Genomic DNA, 18666 nt, shown 5'->3' with positions numbered 1-18666 from the left:
TAGTACACAACGCTAAAGGAGACAAAGAGAGCACCAGAGCAGCTCCAGCTTGCTTTTACGTTAAGCGCTCTATTCTTTCTCACCCGACATAAAGATAAAACAGAATCATGGCGTAATTCTGGAGAGATGTACAATTTGTAAAAAATATTTTATTTTTTATCCTCGTGCGCTTCTTCATATCCATAAAACTCCTTACCAAGCTCAATCGCCGGACGTCCACGAGAACGACGATGAGTGTTGGTATCACGGAGCGAATACGCACAGCCGCAATATTCCTGCTTATAGAACTTTTCACGCTTGCTGATGTCCAACATCCGCGCAGAACCACCTTTTTTGCGCCAGTTAAAGTCCCAATAACTGACATCTTCATAAGGAGCTGTCGCGCGCTCTCCACAGCCGTTAATCTGCTTCATGTCTTTCCAACGTGAAATACCAAGCGAACTCGTCATCACAGGGAAACCATGCTCATGGGCATAAAGAGCGGTGCGTTCAAAACGCATATCAAAGCACATGGTGCATCGTGCGCCCCGCTCAGGCTCCCATTCCATCCCTTTAGCGCGCTCAAACCAGTTATCACGATCATAATCTGCATCGATAAATGGGATATGATGCTTTTCTGCAAAGCGAATATTTTCCTCTTTCCGCAAGATATATTCATGCTCTGGATGAATGTTCGGATTGTAAAAGAAGATCGTATAATCAATGCCAGAAGCCGTCATCGCTTCCATCACCTCCCCAGAACAAGGGGCGCAGCATGAATGCAATAACACCTTTTTATGCCCCCCCGGTGGGGTAAGAATCGGACGTTCCACATCGCTCATAAAATAGCTCTCCATTGATTAGACGGCCTCAGCCTCTCTCACCCCTCTCCCTTTTATATAGGAGACCGGCTCTTTCATGCCGGTTTCTATCTCCTCTTTCTCAACAGTCAATAACATAGCAGGGAAACCTGTCGTACAAATGACACATCCCTTTTGGAACAAGCCTTGTTGATAATTGTTGCATTATCAAATCATTGACGATTCAAAATATCGCCTACACAGTGAATTTCATTTCAATTTTGAAATATAACAAAGGAGAGTTTTATGACTCCTGAAAAAACGCCTTTTTTCCTTTCAGGTATTACTCTTCTTTGTGTCTGCTTAACACCGCAGGCTTTGGCTAAGAAGTCACCAACGTCTGCGTCCGCTCACCCTCCTCATCACCTCATCCATGCTTCCCATAAACCTCATCATCCTCGTAGCCTCACAGCTCAGGGTGAAGAACGGTTAAGCGTCCATATGCGCCATCCAGCTCGCTCTCATGGAGCAACCGAAGTTGTCGGACGTGACACACTTAATCATTTTGTGACGGGGACAAGCCCACTGCAAGTGTTAGCCCTCACAACACCCGGTGCTAATTTTGCAACAGATGATGCTCTTGGCTTAGATACGGTCGCCAACACACTCTATGTTCGCGGTTTTAATCAAACCCAACTTGGGGAGACATTGGATGGAATTCCCCTTGGCGGGCAAGGCTTTCATAACTGGAACGGTTTAGGGATTGATCAGGCTGAAATTCAGGAAAATGTGAGCAGCCTTACGATGTCACAAGGCGCAGGAGCACTGGATGTCCCGTCAGCCCAAACACTTGGCGGTGCGCTGACCTTCACCTCCAGCGATCCTAAGAAAAAAGCAGGCGGGCAGGTCAGCCAAATGTTTGGTAGCTATAACGGCTTCCGCACTTTTGTACGTGCCGATAGTGGCGAGCTTAATAAAAGCGGCACTAAATTTTATGTCGCCTATGCCCGCACCGCTCAGGATTTATGGAAAGGCTATGGCTATCAACAAGAGCAGCAGGTGAATGCAAAATTGGTTCAGCCATTTCAAGACCGAGGAAAAATCACCGCAATTTTCGACTACTCCATCATGCCAGAATATAACTATCTCGGCCTCACAAAGAATATGTGGCAGCGTTTAGGACGCAACACGACCTATCTTAAACCAGACTATAACCGCGCTAAAGAATACGCTAATTATGCCCAAAATGGCGGCGTCCCTCCACAATATCAAGGTATCCTCTCAAATGATGAGATCAGTGATTTCGCCTATGATGGAACCCAGACACAAGAAAATATCCTTACCGCTTTGACAGGAGAATTCCGTTTAGCTTCCTGGCTGAACTCCAAAACCATCGCCTATGCGCATCTTTCCGGTGGACGGTATAATGGGACTGATCCCAACCTTACGTCTCCGACAAGCGGGGTTAATATGGCTATGGAAAGCGGAAAGCCTGAAACACGGCGGATTGGGTTTGTTCAGAACTTTTCCATCCATGCTCCCCAACATAACGAGATCAAAACTGGGGTATGGTATGAAAATGACCATTTCAGCTACCCCGCCTACGTGTATGAAGATGGCGTTGATCACGCTCGCTCCTCCATTCACTTCCATGGAGGTGGAGGCGAAAAATGGTTTAGTGACAGCTTTAACACCAACACGTTCCAATTCTATCTACAGGACACCTACAGGCCCCTCCATGGTCTCGACCTGAGCGCCGGCTTCCGCTCACTTGTACAAACAACACGCGGAGGCAGTACCTACGATAATACAGCCGGACTCGCGGCTCAGGGATGGAACACCTATTACGTCCATCCAGCTTCAGGTTCACTGACCGCTTCCAACGCATTTCTCCCTCATGTCAGCTTGGATTATCACTTTCTCCAGCATCACGAGCTTTACATTGATATTGCTGAAAATATGCGTGCCTATGATTACACGCATCAACTGTCTAGCGGCAGCCCTTGGACGCGCCTTGGCAACGCTAATAACCCCGCTCAATCAGTTTTTGACGCCAATAAAAGCAAACTCCGCCCAGAACGCACATGGAATTATGTGATTGGTTATCGCTTTAACAGCCATTTCTTCTCAGCAAGTGCTGATTTTTACCATACAGACTATTATAATCGCCTCGCCGCCATCACAAATGGCACCACAGGGCGCAATACCTACGGTTCTTTCACCAATATTGGTCGCGAAACCATGAACGGTGCTGATGTTGCCGGCACGATCCGTCCCCTCCCTGGCCTTGCAATTACCAATAGCTTCAGTTGGAATGATGCTAAATATCAATATTCACAAAATCTGTATGATCGCGCTAGCGGGGGGAATGTCAGCATTAAAGGAATGCGACAAGTTTATTATCCCAAATTTATGTATAAGGCGAATGTCAATTACACTATTGGCCATGCTTCTATGAACTTCAACACAACCTATACCAGTGCTCGCTACACAACCTATACAAATGACACCAAAATTCCTTCTTATTGGAGCTCCAGCCTTACCGCGAGCTATGATTTCGGAAAAATGGGCTTTGTTCAGAACTTTAAAACAAGCTTCGGGGTCACTAATCTCTTCAACCAAAATTATATTGGAGGCGTTTACGGGGCGGCTTCACTCACCGGGGATAATAATGCCAATCTTTATGTTGCCGCACCTCGGCAGTTTTTTGGCACCGTGTCCGCACAGTTCTAATATGTCATGAAGACCTATGGGTATTCTCTGAGCAAAATACCCTTCCCCTCTCCGTTTTCCTTGTCTAGCGTGGTGAGGACACATCAAGACGCGGGAAGGAAGGATTCTGATCCATGATTGATCTCTATTTCTGGCCAACCCCTAACGGCCATAAAGTGACACTTTTCTTAGAAGAAGCCGGGCTGGATTATCGTTTTTGCCCTATCAATATCAGCGCGGGCGACCAATTCTCACCCGAATTCCTCAAAATTGCCCCTAATAATCGTATCCCCGCTATTGTGGATCACGACCCACAGGACGGTGGGGAAGCTGTCAGTGTTTTTGAATCGGGCGCGATTTTGCTCTATCTCGCCGAAAAGACCGGCCTTTTCCTCCCTAACACTCTACGCGAGCGTACAGCTGTTATGGAATGGCTCTTTTGGCAAGTGGGGGGGCTTGGCCCAATGGCTGGGCAAAATCATCACTTCAATATCTATGCCCCGCAATCCATTCCCTACGCGAAAGAGCGCTATATCAACGAAACCAACCGCTTGTATGGCGTGATAGACAAGCGCCTTGCCGACCGTGCCTATCTCGGTGGAGAAGACTATAGTATCGCCGATATGGCCTGTTACCCATGGGCGACTTACTGGCATGTGCAGAGCCAAGATATCCGGGATTTCCCCAATCTAGCCCGCTGGCTACGCAGCATTGAGAGCCGCCCTGCCACTCAACGAGCATATGAAAAGGGCCAAAATGTCAGCGCTCAACCAGCTGTGACTGAGAAGGGAAAAAATATTCTCTTCGGTCAACGCTCCCGATAACCTTCTCTTACCAAAGGGCGCTTTACTGCCAGAGATAAACCATCTTGAGATAATAGGCGTTGCTCTCTGGGGTGTTTCGCCCTTCTACCGAGTGAGAATAGCGGGCAGTGAGAGAGAGATGATCGTTAACCGACCACATCACTCCCGGCCCTAATGCCACTTCTCGGCCGCTTGTATTATGGATGGATTGCCTCAACGTATTATCATACAGCCCATCCGCGTTTTGCCAGTCAAACGCAAAAAATGGCTCTAACGCATGGGTTGCTTTCCACCCAAAACGCAAATTCGTAAAAAATACATTCCCAGGCTTATAAGAATGCTGGCCTTTCATATGCTTCGTGGACGCCACAACTGCCCCAACATCCCCATCAAAGCTAAAATGCTTCCATTCATAATCAAAAATAAAACTTGATAAATTACCCCAATAATTTGTAGCAATTGCATCACGCGTTCCGCTTGGTGTTTCCATAAAAGTCTGGATACCAAACGTACTGTTCTTATTAGGCTTAAACCACACCGCCGGCCCAACGATAGTCGTCCCTAACCCACCGTAATTTTTACCATCAGCAAGCGTATAACTCTCCGTCTGGATCACTTCGAAAGCGAAGCCAACATGGGGAATGGCATCAAAACTACGGAAATGCACATATTTGCTCATCCCCGACCATGTATGGCTTCCCCCATGGGCCCGACGCCTACCTTGGCCATCATACACTGAGCCAGCCGCATTGCCGTCACCATATTGCACAAACACATTAAACGGTTTGAAATCGACAGGGAGGTCGTATTCATGAGGGCCAATGACAGCCAAAGTAATGTCAGAGGCTTCAGCCGGGCTAAACCCTATTGCCCCTCCTAGTGTGGTCATCACCATCACGGCCGTAAGACCAAAATAGGACTGACGCATAACACTCTCCATCACGTAGAGGGCCCGTTACAAGGCCCTTTATCAGGGGGGCGAGTGTATACGAATTAGTTTTCTACTAACATATAAGAGTTGTCTTAAATAAAAACAAAATTTATCTCTATTTTGACATATATCAATGAAAAATTAGTTTTTCTTCTCCCAAAAGCAAGCAGGAGGCTTACCCCCTCCTGCCCGTGATCATTCAGAGAATGAACCCACTGTTTTTATGTAATTGTCTGTGAAAATAGAACACAAGAAGCCCATAGACCATAAAGCAAACCACACTAGCCTCCGGCCCATCACTTCCACCTGTGAGCCAATAAGGCCCGTGTATATCCGTATGGAAAAGCGCATCATGTGCGACATGACCGCTATCATTCACGCCAAAAACAGCCGTCTGTGCCCAGTCCCAAGCTGCGTGAAAACCAATTGGATAAAACAAGCTTCCTGTAACACGCAGCATGTAACAAAACACGTAACCCGCTAAGCCAGCGCCAATCGCCCCCCACAGAGGTGTCCCGCTCGGGATGTGGATCAATCCAAATAAAACAGACGTGATGACAGACGCCCAGCCCCAACCAAATGCCTTACCAAGCTGAGCATACAGATATCCCCGAAACATCAGTTCCTCTGTCGCCCCAACCACAAGAAACGTCAGCCCATACGCCAATAATGAGAGAAGCGCCTGCCCTACCGACGATAGAGCAAGATGGGTCTGGTACCCTTGGCACAGCACAATGACCATAATGATCGCACCAGCCCACAGAGCACCCCATCCCATGCCAGAAACACCTTTCCGTAGCCATACCGAATCATGAAGAAAAAGTGTCCTTAAAAAAGAGCGCTGGCCAGCAGAGTCTTTTTGAAAAAAAGCCTGCCCATACACCATCACAGCAGAGACCACGCATACTGCAATAAGTTGGATAAGCTCACCCGACAATACGCCGAAAGGTGTTAATCCGCCCGCGTCCTTCAGGCTATGCACAGAACGCGCCACCTGAGTGATATGCATAGCGCCCCAAACAAGCACTATCGTTACTAGCGTCAGCAGAACTAAAAAGAGCACACAACGCAGACAAGCCCATAAGCGCGTCATTACAGCTCTCCTACAGAATGTTGTGCGTGTCCTTCTTGCAGCCAATACCACAGCCCATACACACCCGTTGTCACGCCAAGACTAACGATCCAAGACACATCAATCCCATGCACAGCTGACACTAAAAAACCCGTATAAGGCCCTGTCTTGAGGAATGGAATTTCTACCAAAACCCCAATCACATAACTCACAACGGCCCGCCCATTAAGCAGACCATAAGGCCCTCCATCCGCAGCAAAGAACGCTTTAACGTCATAATCGCCTTGTTTAAGGAGATAATAATCAGTCAAATTAATCGCCGTCCACGGCACAAGCACCGCCATGAGAATATCTAAGAAAGCCGTATAAGCCTTAAAAAAGTCCCCAGCCATACCAAGGCTCATCCATAAGGCCGCACCAAGAAGAAGAACCGTGGCATTCAACCGAGCCACGAAACCAAAATGCCAATGCGGTCGCAACGTTTGAACCAACGTCAAACTACATAATGCACCACAATAAACACTCATGGCATTCGCCAGTGGAATCGCGAGCGCTAAAATCAGCACGATCACTCCACCTAAGCTTCCAGAAAGGTGCAGTAGACTGCCCGTTATCGACGCTCCCGGCCATGAAATGGCTAATAGACTCCCCAAAATCATGGGCAAGATCGCACCAAGCACCGTGCCTCCATAGGTCGCCCCAAAAGCCTGACGGGCCGCAGCCTGTTGATTAGGCAAATAGCGCGATGAATCCGATACATAAGGGGCATACGCAATCTGCCATAACGCCGATACGGACAACGCTCCTAGGAAACCCGCTACAGAACCGTGTGTATCTGTCAGCAATCCCCACGAAAGCCGCCCAAACCCACACATAATGGCATAGAGAACCCCCAATGCTGAGACCCAACTCGCCAGTTTGGAGCACATATGAATAGCCCGGTAGCCCAACACGCAAGGAATAAGCGTTAACACAGCGATCAGAGCAACACCCTTCACCCCATGAAGCACAGGGAGAACCTGAGACAGAGCTTCTCCTCCTACCACACAATTAGAAGCGGCAAAGCCGATATACATCAGCACGACAAGCACAATCACAGGGACAGAGCCATACACGCCAAATTGCCCCCGGCTTTGCACCATTTGAGGAACACCAAGCCGAGGGCCCTGCGCGGCATGCAGGGCCATAAACACCGCCCCCACAGCATTCCCAATAACCAATGCAACCAATGACCACAGGAGCGATAGCCCAAAAAGTGCTGGCCCTAACGCTCCCGTTACAACGGTAAGAAGCGTCATATTCGCGCTAAACCACACCGCAAATAGATCAGAAGCACGGCCATGTCGTTGACCAGCCGGAATAGGATGAATGGTTTGCGCTTCAAAAGATTCGTTCATAGGCGCTGTATTCTCACTTTCTCGTCGCACTTGAAGTCGCTCCCCTCTGAGACAATAGCTTTCCCCACAGCTTGATCTCAGCTATGGCACCCTCTCTCCCTTCAGATCTCTCGACCTACAGGACCCGTCTCGTGACGTTTGATCTCTATACGACTCTTTACATAATCGCCATCATCGCTGAAGCCATGACCGCCGCCCTTTTAGCCGGACGACGTAATATGGACTGGATTGGTGTCTTTTTTCTTGGCTGCGTCACCTCCCTAGGAGGTGGGTCTGTAAGGGACGTTCTCTTAAATCACTATCCACTGTCATGGATAAACCACCCCTACTACCCTTTGCTGACAGGGTTCTCCGCTCTCGCAACCATTGCGATTGCTCCACATATGCATAAGTTTGAGCGGCTTTTCCTTATCTTAGATGCGATTGGTTTGGTGGTTTTTACGGTCATTGGATGCCGTATTGCCCTTATGCTCCATCTGCCATTCGTCAGCGTTTTACTTTCTGGTATGATCACCGGCTGCGCTGGGGGCATTATGCGCGACGTTCTTTGCAACGATATTCCACTTGTTTTCCGCTCTGAACTGTACGCCACAGCCTCTATTGCTTCAGGCCTTGTTTATCTCCTCTGCCGACATCTCACAGCGAATGATGATACTTGCCTCATCATCTCCATGATCGTCGGACTTTCTTTCCGGCTTCTATCAATCCGCTTTCAGTGGAGAATGCCCAGTTTTTCTTACTCTCGGAATCATCACCACTAACAAATTATATGCACTTATTTCTAATGTTATATAGGAGCGTTCTATCTCAAAAAGTCACTCTTCTCTGTCAAGAAGAGTTACAATCACGTAAATTACGCCTTTCTTACGATCTTTTGCTCAAACCACAGCATGAGCAGCATTTTTGTTCCGGCGGGCACCATGACAGATCTCATATTTTCAAATACTGCACACTCATCACATAGTGACTACGTACCGAGTAACACGAGCGCCCGTTTATTCCCCTCCTATCGCTTGCAGGCCAGCCTTTTGGCAGAGTGAAGGAAAATCCTATGTTCAGAAAATCCTTCATCATTGCCACCACTCTTGCCGTATTATGTACCTTCTTTTCACACGCTCAGGCGCAAGTGCTGGATCGCATTATCGGTAACGAACCTTATGAACGCGTTGATACGCCTTTACCGCTTCATGATGGTTTTACTACTGCCGTTCCCCCTTTTGCACGTCCCGAAGCGCTCTTTCCACATGGGTTTGGCATGACCGACTGGCTACGTGACCGTGGTATCGCCTTCCTGCTGGATAATATGAATGAGTTTGCTGGAGCGATTACAAAACCAACGCCTGGCTTTCCCAATTATAAGCAAGGGGCCAGCAATGCCGGACAATATGCGATGTCCCTCAACATAGACTGGGAGCGCATTCTGGGCCTACGCGGCTTTTCCACGCATAGCATCGCTGTTGGACGCTATGGCACGACAGCCAATCGTATGTTTGGAGACTGGCTCAATCACGCATCAGAAGATTATGGCGGTGGTGGGAATGTTGTCGTCCATCTTGTCATGCTTTATGGCGAAGAAACCTTGTGGGGCGGACGGTTAGATATTGCAGCTGGCCGAATGGCGGAAATGTCAGACTTCCAAAACAGCCCCCTCTTCTGCAACTTCCAAAATGGCAGTATCTGCGGACGGCCCAAGGCTGCAACGGATAGTTCGTTTACCAGCGGGTATCCTGCCTCTGTGTGGGGCGGACGGATACGCGGGCGCCCCTGGCGATCCATCTATGTGCAGGCTGGTGTCTATGCCGCTGAACGAGGCATTTACTCCGCAGCCGAACATCGAACGGGGTTCGCTTGGCTCAATCGTCATATTAACGGTGTGCGCGTACCCTTTGAGATCGGGTTTGAGCCTGTCTTTTACCATGCCTACCCTGGGCATCTCAAAATTGGTGGCGTGCTCATGACCGCCCCTAGCGCGGACAATTACTTTGACCGTAACGGTGCACCCTTTGCTCTGTCTCGCCTTGCTCCACGTACCCATCGTAACAATTTCGGTGCATGGATTATGGCTGACCAGCATATTATGAACCATTATCATAACAATAAGCGTGGCATCACGGTATTAGGCGGTTTTCTCTATAACGATCGCCAAACGGCTCTTCGCGAATGGGAAGCTTACGGAGCTGTGATTGACCGTGGTATTTTCCGCTCTCGTCCTTATGACACACTCGGCATTTCCTTTACCTATGAAAAAATGCCCATAGGTGTTCAAAAAACAGGCGAACTCCTCATCGCTCAAAATCGCCCTCTTCCTAATCATGCAACAGGCGTACAACGTCATACGAGTGTATTTGAAGTTAACTACGCTATTCATGTCATGCGTGGCGTTATTTTCCAGCCACTGATGGAATATTATTTCCGCCCTAATGGGCAAGGAAATCTCCGTGATGCTGCCTTACTAGGATTTAAAAGCCATATCGAAATTTTTTAAACTAGATACGAAAATATCACTTTTACTGGTGTAAATTTTCTATAACCCTCCCCTTATTAGGGGAATAAGCTCGTACGATAAGAGTAAGGGGCAGTCCTTAGTCACACGATGCCTTCATGTTCTAGGCGTTTCTCTGTCCATGAGCTGACTTATGAAAGGAACATAGTTCAATGCGTTTTCATCTCTCTCATCACGTTATGGCAGCCACTCTCCTACTAGGCTCTGCAGCACCTGCTCTCGCCCATAATAATACGCCCTCTACATCAGCTGCCCCCTCAGAAACTCAGCCTATCCCCTCTGTCCAGCATTATTGGGCACAGGTAGAGGCAAAGCAGTCTTTTCTTCATCTGTCTGAACATGGACAAATGGCACTGTTGAGTATTTTAGAAGCCCATCACGATGTTGCTGTTGGCCAGACGCACCTCGCTATTCCGGCATTAACAGCAGCCAGCACCCATTTATTGCTCGCTTCTAAGGCTGATGAGCATTTCATTGCCGCTGAGGAAGCCCTACATCCCGCCCCTCAACGCCCTCTCTCGCCACATCACGTGCCACAGCAAGGCCGCACGGACTGGATCCCCGTTAGCGGTGATATCATTGCGAGCACGACACTTGCACCAGAAAAGAAAAACCGCGTTGCTCTTGCTGATGCCCAGCTCAAAGCGGGAAAAAGCCAACAAGCAGTTCAAACACTCGGTGAACTCCGTCAGGAAATTGACTACATTATCACGCTTGCTCCGCTCACCCATACACAGCAGGCCGTTAACAGAGCACTGACCTTCGCCAAAGCCAATAATTCTCAAGGTGTGCAGGCCGCCCTTAATGATGCGGTTGATGGTTTCGTCTTCGTGTCTGAAAATGTCATTACAGAAGCTACGGCCAGCAATGCACATAAGCACTAATCAACCTCCCACAAAATGACGTGCATATAAAAACCCCCTCCAATGTAGGAGGGGGTTTTTGTTCACAAATTCTGTGGAAAACTCTTGTATGAACACTAAAAACGGTGCATTTTCCCCACTATTTTCCCTGTGGAAAACTCTGTGAATAAATATCTTTATTCTCTTGACACCGATTCTTCTGTTCCACAACGTCCTTTAATGATGTGTTTCTTCCGGTAACTCTTTCTTCCAACCCCCACCAAGAGCGTTATAAAGACGAGCCAAATTCGTGGCCATTACAGCATCACTCCCCGTTAAATCGAGCTGAGAAGACTGTAATTGGGTCTGTGCGTTCAACACATCCAAATAGGTACCTAAACCCGAACGATATTGGCTGGTTGCAAGAGAAAGAGCCCGCTGATTATCCGCTACAGCTTGTGCTAAACCATCATGACGCACCTGCTCGTCATGATAAGCTTGCAGCGCATTATCAACCTCATTCCATGCTTGTAAAACCGTTTGACGATATTCAATCGCAGCAGAGCGCTGCGCTGCTCTTTTCAACTTAAGCTGGCCGAACAAACGCCCTCCCTGAAACACAGGAATAGAAATCGTAGGCCCTACATTCCAAGCTTTCGCATTCCAAAAACCAAGGTCACGAAAAGAAAGTGTCTGAACACCGAAATCGGCCGTTACAGTTACTTTAGGATAGAAATCCGCCGTTGCCTCTCCCACTTCTGCAACAGTCTCACGCAAATGAGCGTCCGCTTCACGGATATCAGGACGACGCTGCGCTAATTCTGAAGGCAGGCCAGCCGGTACGAACGGAGGAAGCGTTGGAATAGCTGCAGTTTTTGTCAGCTCACCATTCAAGCTCTGCGGTGGAGCCCCCAGCAGTAACGCAATCGCATTCATTTCTTGTGCAACACTTTGATCCAGGCTCGCCTGTTGTGCCTCCAAATCATGTAAACGCGCGTTAACGCTATCCACATCTAACTCCGTCACCAATCCCGTATGATACCGATTGTCACTCAACTGGCGGAGCTGCATAAGAGTCTGATATTGATCTCTTAGTATTGTTTGCCGTTTTTGATCACCTCGTAATTGAAGATAATCGCGCGCCATATCAGCCTGACGGGCAATTAACACACTACGCTGTTCTTCTTCACTCATTTGGGAAACTGCTTTAGCAGCTTGGTACTGGTGAGCGACCCGTCCCCATAGGTCAATCTCATACGTAGCATCAATTTTATCTTGCCATTGATTAAGCAACGGCACATTCGCTTCTTGTCCACCAGCAAGGAAATCACGTCCCGAAACCCCTGGAGCACCGGATGGAAGCTTATCACCAATATTACGTCCAACCCGTCTAAAAATTTCACGAAGTTCTTGAGTGCTGTGCTGTGATCGTTGATACGACCCTTGAGCCGAAAGATTAGGGAAACGCTCAGCCCCTGCGATCATCATCTGCGCACGGCTCTGCGCCAGGTTTGCCGACGACAGCAGGAAATTTAAGTTTTGCGTCGCCACGCGCTCCTCAAGTGATGAAAGTTCTGGATCATGAAAATTTTTCCACCAATCATCAGCCATCGGGGCCTGCGTTACCACACTCGACGTTGATGCATGGCCATGATCTTGGCTGTGCATATCGTAGCGCGATGGTGCCCAAGAATGCGGCTTATGATAGGAAGGCCCCACCATGCATCCACTCACAGTGAGCAACAGCGTCCCATAAAAAACGGGATTAAGGAGAGAACGACCAACTAATGATACGGAACGGCGGTCTTTCACAAAATAGCTCCTGACAGGGATGAGAGAGACGTAAGGGAGGCATACGAAGGCTTGCAATGACCGAACGGTTGGGTCAGCATATGTCGAATAAGGCGAACAGCATGAGAGGCCAGCCGTAGACTATGACGCAGACAGGTTCGGAAATAGCTTCCAACAGCGTGGACACCAAACGCGCTCAAATTTTGCGTGGTGCAGGCACTGTCTTTATCGAAAACGGCTATAGTGGTGCTTCCATGTCGCAAATCGCCCATGTAGCTGGTGTTTCCAAAGGCGCTTTGTACAATCATTTTGAAAGCAAAGCGGCCTTGTTTTCCGCCTTTTTTGAGGAAACATGTCAGACTCGGCTGAGTGTTCTTGAAAACTTGGCTCATGACGACACATTGAGTATCGAAGACGCTCTGTTCCAACTGACACAAGCGACCATCCATCTGATGCTGGACCATAACTCCGTTGGACTGTACCGCATCATTTTGGTTGATGCTCCCCGCTTCCCCAATCTGGTAGAAACTTTTTGGAAACATGGAATTGGCCGTATGCTCTCGAACATGCAAGGCTGGCTGACCCGCCAAACAACCAAGGGCACGTTGTTTGTTGACGATCCTTCGTTTGCAGCAGAACAGTTCTTGTTGATGTGTCAGACACGCATCGTGCAACGCCATCGCCTGTCGCTGCCTATTGATTGCAGTCCTGCTCATATTAAGAAAATTGCTCAACGCACAGCCGAATGCTTTTTGCGTATCTATGCGCCAGACTGACGCAAGCTGTTTTCGTTTCATCAATGCCCCCCGCTGCTCTGACCATCTCCCTTAATCGGAGAGGCAAGGAAACAGAGCGGAACAATGCAGAGAGCCAAAATCCCCAACACATTGAAGAGCTGATTATAGGCCAACATTGATACTTGGCTGGCAAAGTCCTGGTACATATGCGCTATCGCATAAGCATGGGCACGCAACGGAGCGAGCCCATGAGCCTCTGCTACCTGTTGAACCTGTGCAAGATAAGAGCGCACTTCTGGCTTTGAGGCGACCACATGTGACGATAAATCTGTCTGATGCACTTGCCGCATCTCTATCAACGCCGCCGTTGAGAGCGAAATGGCCTGTGAACCAAAATAGTTTCGCACCATGCTAAACAACGCCGATCCATCCCCATTCAACTCCGGCGGCAATGTTGCATAAGCAAGGGTTGAAATCGGCACAAAGAGGAAAGCCAAAGGCGCTGTTTGCCGCACGCGATAAAGAACAAGATGGGTAAAATCCACATCAGAATAAAGGTTCGCCGCGAGCAAAAACGACGACGCCATAAAGAGAAAGCCAAAGGCAATGATATAGCGGATCTGAAAACGCTTCATCAGCATTCCCACAATAGGGATGAGGCAAATCACGACAGCACCACCAGGTGCCATCAGCTGCCCAGACAAGGTTGCCGTATAACCCTGAACCTGCTGCGCAAATTGCGGCATAATGACAGCAGAGGCGTACAGCAACATGCCCATAACCCCCATCATCGTTGTACCAATAGCAAAGTTACGATCCTTCAGGACACTCAAGCGTAGAAGCGGGTCTTTTGCCTTGCAAAGCCAGATAACAGCCCCCACCGTGCATACAACGCCCAGAACAGCCATTGTCGTGATAAAAGAAGACCCAAACCAGTCATCATCCTCACCACGGTCAGCCATCACTTCCAAACAACCCAGGCCGATAGAGATCAGGCTAATCCCAATCACATCAATCCGTTCACGACGTGCTTTTTCCCATGGTGGATCTTCCAACAAAGCCGCCACTGCCAAAACGGTAATGAGCCCAAAAGGAACGTTAATGAAGAAAATCCAACGCCATGAGTAATTATCTGTAAACCACCCTCCCAGCAAAGGCCCTAGAACCGGGCCGACAACCGTTGCAATAGCCGTCAGACCGAACGCAGCCCCACGCTTTTCTGGTGGGAAAATATCCAAGATGATCGACTGTTGGCTAGGCTGAAGCCCTCCACCGAAAAACCCCTGCATCAAGCGAAAAATCACCAACATGGGCAAGGATGTCGCCAATCCACACAGGAAGGACGACAACGTAAACATTGCAATACAGACAAGGAAATAACGCTTCCGCCCAAAAAGCCGGGATAACCAGCCCGAGATGGTCAGCACAATCCCATTTGCAACTAGATAAGATGTGAGCGTCCACGTCGAATCATCGTAGGAACTCCCTAATGACCCGGCGATATGAGGCAGCGCCACGTTCACAATCGTCGTGTCCAGCACCTCCATAAAAGCCGCTAAGGTCACGACAACCGCAATTAACCACGGGTTGTGACGAGGCTTCCATGTGCTGCGGTCTGTTTGCTCGCCCGAAGACGTTGTCGCAACATCATCACTCATTGCACATTCACTATCGGCTCAACCGACATCCCTAATGAAAGCGGGTAATGAGGGTCTAAACCTTCATCGATTAGGATTTTGACTGGAATACGTTGAACCGTTTTCACAAAATTCCCTGTTGCATTTTCAGGAGGAAACGCACTGAAAGATTCACCCGATCCTTTCTGGATCGAATCAACATGCCCTTTCAGATGAAGCTGCGGATAGGCATCAACCTCAATCTCAGCTTTTTGACCGGGCCGCATACGAGAGAGCTGCGTTTCTTTATAATTAGCAACGATCCAAACATCTGGCGTTACAATGGAGAACATCTCCTGCCCCGTTTGAACAAAAGTGCCCTGCTCCACATTACGTTGTGAAATCCAACCATCATGAGGAGCTCGAACATCCATCCACTCCACATTGTGCCGTGCCGCTTCAAGGTCAGCCTGTGCGGCTTTTAACGACGCATCCGCCTGCGTGGCACGGGCATCAGCATTTGCAATATTATCATGCACGGGCTCGGCCTGTAATAACTGCCCTTGTGCCTGCACAACAGCGGCCGTGGCCTCATCAAGGGCCGCTCGGGTCATATCAATATTTTGTTGGGTCGTTGCTGCACGATCTACGCGCCGCTGACGCTCATAGTCCCTTTGTGCACGGAACAAACGTGCTTTCGCTGCAGAAAGACTCCCTTGTGCTATAAGCAACTGACCGGGAAAGTTTTTGCGCGCAACAGCGGACAGCACATTATAGGCGGTAATATCAGCTTCAGCCTGCTGGACAGATGCCTCAGCACGGTGCAGCTGAGCTATATAATCACGCCCATCAATCTGCACCAACAGATCACCTTGATGCACAAATTGGTTATCATCGACCATCAGATGAGAGATATACCCACTTACATGGGCTGCGATGGAGATTTTCCGCCCTGTCGTATAGGCATCATCTGTATCAATTTTATTACGATTGAAAAACATATAAAGGCCGATACCGACCAAAACCATGATCACTAACAGAACCAAAATCATTCTTTTGGCGGAGCTTCCTTTTGGGGGAGCCGCATCCTTCCCTGATTGCGACTCGCTCTGCGCTTCGCCATTTTCCATGCTGCACCTCTATCTTACTGGTTATCCATGCAGGGAGGGCATCCTAGTACTCCAAAACGCTCTCTTAGTAAGAGCGTTTTTTACGTTAGAATGACCGACCGGTCATAGAGCAATGACACATTCGCTACACGTCTGACAAGCAACAAATAATCACTTCTCTGAGCAGTAAATAAGAAGTAAGTACGCAACTCCTTTAAAATTTCTATAACAAGAAATTTTCAAAGAGCACCCTGTGCCGCTTGGAACGTATTATGGAGCAAGCACGCAATCGTCATAGGCCCTACACCACCAGGCACAGGTGTAATATGCCCTGCAATTTGGCGTGCTTCATCAAAAACCACATCTCCCACCAAGCGACTTTTGCCTTCTGCTGTAGGTACACGCGTAATACCAACATCAATCACCGTAGCGCCTGGCTTGATCCAATCACCCCGCACAAGCCCTGCTTTTCCGGTAGCGACAACGAGAATATCGGCCTGACGTGCCAGCTCTTGGATATTCTTCGTATGGATATGAGCAATTGATACCGTGCAATTTTGCTGCAACAAAAGCTGCGCCATAGGGCGACCTACCAGATTAGATGCCCCAATAATCACAGCATGAAGGCCCGTCATGTCCTGATGGACAGATTGTAGAAGCTTTAAACAACCAAGAGGCGTGCAAGGCACGATCCCATTATTTAACCCTAACGCTAAACGGCCTGTATTGGCTTCCCCAAGCCCATCCACATCTTTTGCAGGATCAATCGCATTCGTCACAATGGCTGGATCAATTTGTTTTGGCAGAGGCAGCTGAACAAGAATACCATGGATTTTCTCATTGCTATTTAGGTCAGCAATAAGACGCAATAACTCATCCTGAGAGGTGCTTTCAGGCATCATATGCATAAAAGAGCGCATACCCGCACGGTGAGTTTGCAGCGCTTTATTTTTGACATAGACTTCTGAAGCTGGATCATTCCCCACCAATACGACAGCCAAACCAGGCAGACCGTGGCCCTGCTCAACCAGCACATCGACTTTTTGGCGAATCTCTTCGGTCATCGCTTTCGCCATAGCCTTCCCATCGATGCGCACGGCTTCACCCTGCGGGGCAGACATTCCATTTACTTCAGTTCTTGACATGCTACACACTCCAAAGCCCAATAGTCCTACCCCATATATAAGGGGGTAAGGTCATGACAAACCCTCTTCTTTTCGCTAGAGGGCACCAATCGGTGGTATTCTCTCCCCGCCGTCTTGCAGGATGATAAGGAACTCCCAGTGTCTGAGGACATACGAAAGAACTTTGCCAGTGACAATGTCACACCGGTCTGCTCGGAAGTGATGGAAGCCTTAAGCCGCGTTAATCATGGCGGTGTCCCATCCTATGGAGAAGATACATTTTCTAAAACACTGAAGACCCGTTTTGGAGAAGTTTTTGAGGCAGAGGTCGAGGTCTTCCCCGTTGCGACGGGGACAGCAGCAAACTCCCTCGCCCTTTCAGCCATGGTCGCGCCACATGGTGGGATTCTATGTGATCAAAGCGCTCATATTAACTCTGACGAAGGTGGAGCCCCTGAGTTTTTTACTCATGGTGCCAAGCTAGTCGGCATTCCCTCTGCGCAAGGACAAATGGATCCTGCGACACTGCCCAGCACTCTTGTTCAGAATGCGGAAAAGGGCATTCTCGCTCCACCGTTCCAAGCCCTGTCCCTCACACAAGCCACAGAATGGGGCACAACCTATTCCTGTGATGCGCTCTCACAGCTTAGCTCTACAGCCCATGAGCATGGCCTCACTGTACATCTTGATGGCGCACGTCTTGGCAACGCCATCGCTCATCTTGGGTGTTCTCCCGCTGAAACCACGTGGAAAGCCGGTGTTGATGTGCTCTCCTTTGGAGGCACAAAAGCAGGAGCTATGGCTGCAGAAGCTGTGGTCTTTTTCCTCAATGACCGCACACGCCCTCTGCTCAACGCTATGCCGCACCTCCGCAAACGCGCGGGCCATACATGGTCTAAACATCGCTTCCTTAGTGCGCAATTGCTCGCTCTCTTAGACAATGAGCTGTGGTTAACGAACGCTCACCACGCCAACATGATGAGTCAACGCCTTGTACAGGCCCTCAAACGGCATCCTGCGGCTCATCTTCCTTTTGCGACGGAAAGCAACGAAGTTTTTGCTGTTCTGCCTCACCCTCTCCTCCAAGAGCTGCATGATGAGGGCTATCACTTTTACCATTACCCCACACCGGAGGGGGTTCCCGGGCAGCTCGTCCGCTTTGTGACGAGTTTTTACACACGCCCTGATGATATAGATGCTCTGATTGACAGTCTTACTGCTTAATAGGGCTTGAGGAAAAACAAAAACGG

15 protein-coding genes are annotated in these 18666 nt (G+C 48.9%); 7 read left to right on the top strand and 8 right to left on the bottom strand.

Translation table 11 applies throughout. The features are described from left to right. Positions 1-149: 149 nt before the first annotated feature. Complete coding sequence (locus tag F457_RS0108875; protein WP_026294312.1) at positions 150-821, bottom strand: epoxyqueuosine reductase QueH; 672 nt, start codon at positions 819-821, stop codon at positions 150-152. Between the two features lie 264 nt (positions 822-1085). Between F457_RS0108875 and F457_RS0108865 the strand changes: the two genes are divergently transcribed. Both F457_RS0108865 and F457_RS0108860 read left to right on the top strand, forming a co-directional pair. After that, on the top strand, positions 1086-3512 hold the full coding sequence (locus F457_RS0108865; protein WP_018980782.1) for a TonB-dependent receptor domain-containing protein: 2427 nt from the start codon (positions 1086-1088) through the stop codon (positions 3510-3512). A gap of 113 nt (positions 3513-3625) precedes the next feature. Continuing rightward, positions 3626-4315: a glutathione binding-like protein gene (locus F457_RS0108860; RefSeq protein ID WP_018980781.1), complete on the top strand. Its 690-nt coding sequence runs from the start codon at positions 3626-3628 to the stop codon at positions 4313-4315. A 22-nt stretch (positions 4316-4337) separates the two neighbouring features. Here F457_RS0108860 and F457_RS0108855 read toward each other — a convergent pair whose 3' ends face one another. From F457_RS0108855 to F457_RS12710, 3 genes are all read right to left on the bottom strand, one after another. Continuing rightward, positions 4338-5189: a transporter gene (locus tag F457_RS0108855; protein WP_051081333.1), complete on the bottom strand. Its 852-nt coding sequence runs from the start codon at positions 5187-5189 to the stop codon at positions 4338-4340. Positions 5190-5424: 235 nt separating this feature from the next. Then, entirely contained in the window at positions 5425-6318 is an 894-nt protein-coding gene (locus tag F457_RS0108850; protein ID WP_018980779.1) for a CPBP family intramembrane glutamic endopeptidase, read from the bottom strand. After that, complete coding sequence (locus tag F457_RS12710; protein WP_018980778.1) at positions 6318-7694, bottom strand: purine-cytosine permease family protein; 1377 nt, start codon at positions 7692-7694, stop codon at positions 6318-6320. Before F457_RS12710 ends, F457_RS0108850 begins: the two co-directional genes overlap by 1 nt. 131 nt (positions 7695-7825) lie before the next feature. Between F457_RS12710 and F457_RS0108840 the strand changes: the two genes are divergently transcribed. The 3 genes from F457_RS0108840 (at position 7826) to F457_RS12705 (ending at position 11081) form a co-directional block, all read left to right on the top strand. Further along, positions 7826-8455 carry a trimeric intracellular cation channel family protein gene (locus F457_RS0108840; protein WP_018980777.1) on the top strand — a complete coding sequence of 210 codons (630 nt, stop codon included), beginning with the start codon at positions 7826-7828 and terminating at the stop codon, positions 8453-8455. Positions 8456-8745: 290 nt separating this feature from the next. After that, the gene (locus tag F457_RS0108835; RefSeq protein WP_018980776.1) at positions 8746-10179 is read left to right on the top strand and encodes a carbohydrate porin; all 1434 of its coding nucleotides are present in this window, start codon (positions 8746-8748) and stop codon (positions 10177-10179) included. Between the two features lie 170 nt (positions 10180-10349). Continuing rightward, a complete protein-coding gene (locus F457_RS12705) occupies positions 10350-11081 on the top strand; it encodes a YfdX family protein (RefSeq protein WP_018980775.1) in 732 nt (243 codons plus the stop codon). A 195-nt stretch (positions 11082-11276) separates the two neighbouring features. On the opposite strand, the gene F457_RS0108825 is transcribed toward F457_RS12705, so the two are convergent. Further along, the gene (locus F457_RS0108825) at positions 11277-12851 is read right to left on the bottom strand and encodes an efflux transporter outer membrane subunit (protein ID WP_018980774.1); all 1575 of its coding nucleotides are present in this window, start codon (positions 12849-12851) and stop codon (positions 11277-11279) included. A gap of 122 nt (positions 12852-12973) precedes the next feature. On the opposite strand from F457_RS0108825, the gene F457_RS0108820 reads away from it, so the two are divergent. After that, the gene (locus tag F457_RS0108820) at positions 12974-13606 is read left to right on the top strand and encodes a TetR/AcrR family transcriptional regulator (protein ID WP_018980773.1); all 633 of its coding nucleotides are present in this window, start codon (positions 12974-12976) and stop codon (positions 13604-13606) included. A gap of 20 nt (positions 13607-13626) precedes the next feature. Here F457_RS0108820 and F457_RS0108815 read toward each other — a convergent pair whose 3' ends face one another. From F457_RS0108815 to F457_RS0108805, 3 genes are all read right to left on the bottom strand, one after another. Next, on the bottom strand, positions 13627-15225 hold the full coding sequence (locus F457_RS0108815) for a DHA2 family efflux MFS transporter permease subunit (RefSeq protein ID WP_018980772.1): 1599 nt from the start codon (positions 15223-15225) through the stop codon (positions 13627-13629). Then, positions 15222-16313: an HlyD family secretion protein gene (locus F457_RS0108810; RefSeq protein ID WP_018980771.1), complete on the bottom strand. Its 1092-nt coding sequence runs from the start codon at positions 16311-16313 to the stop codon at positions 15222-15224. The genes F457_RS0108815 and F457_RS0108810 overlap by 4 nt, the downstream gene beginning before the upstream one ends. A gap of 218 nt (positions 16314-16531) precedes the next feature. Continuing rightward, on the bottom strand, positions 16532-17437 hold the full coding sequence (locus F457_RS0108805; protein ID WP_245539135.1) for a bifunctional 5,10-methylenetetrahydrofolate dehydrogenase/5,10-methenyltetrahydrofolate cyclohydrolase: 906 nt from the start codon (positions 17435-17437) through the stop codon (positions 16532-16534). A 138-nt stretch (positions 17438-17575) separates the two neighbouring features. Here F457_RS0108805 and F457_RS0108800 point away from each other — a divergent pair, with 138 nt between their 5' ends. Next, the gene (locus F457_RS0108800; RefSeq protein WP_018980769.1) at positions 17576-18640 is read left to right on the top strand and encodes a threonine aldolase family protein; all 1065 of its coding nucleotides are present in this window, start codon (positions 17576-17578) and stop codon (positions 18638-18640) included. Positions 18641-18666 lie beyond the last annotated feature (26 nt).

The sequence above is a fragment of the Saccharibacter floricola DSM 15669 genome, assembly GCF_000378165.1.
GTDB classification, from domain to species: domain Bacteria; phylum Pseudomonadota; class Alphaproteobacteria; order Acetobacterales; family Acetobacteraceae; genus Saccharibacter; species Saccharibacter floricola.
This window is presented reverse-complemented; position numbering and strand designations above follow the sequence as displayed.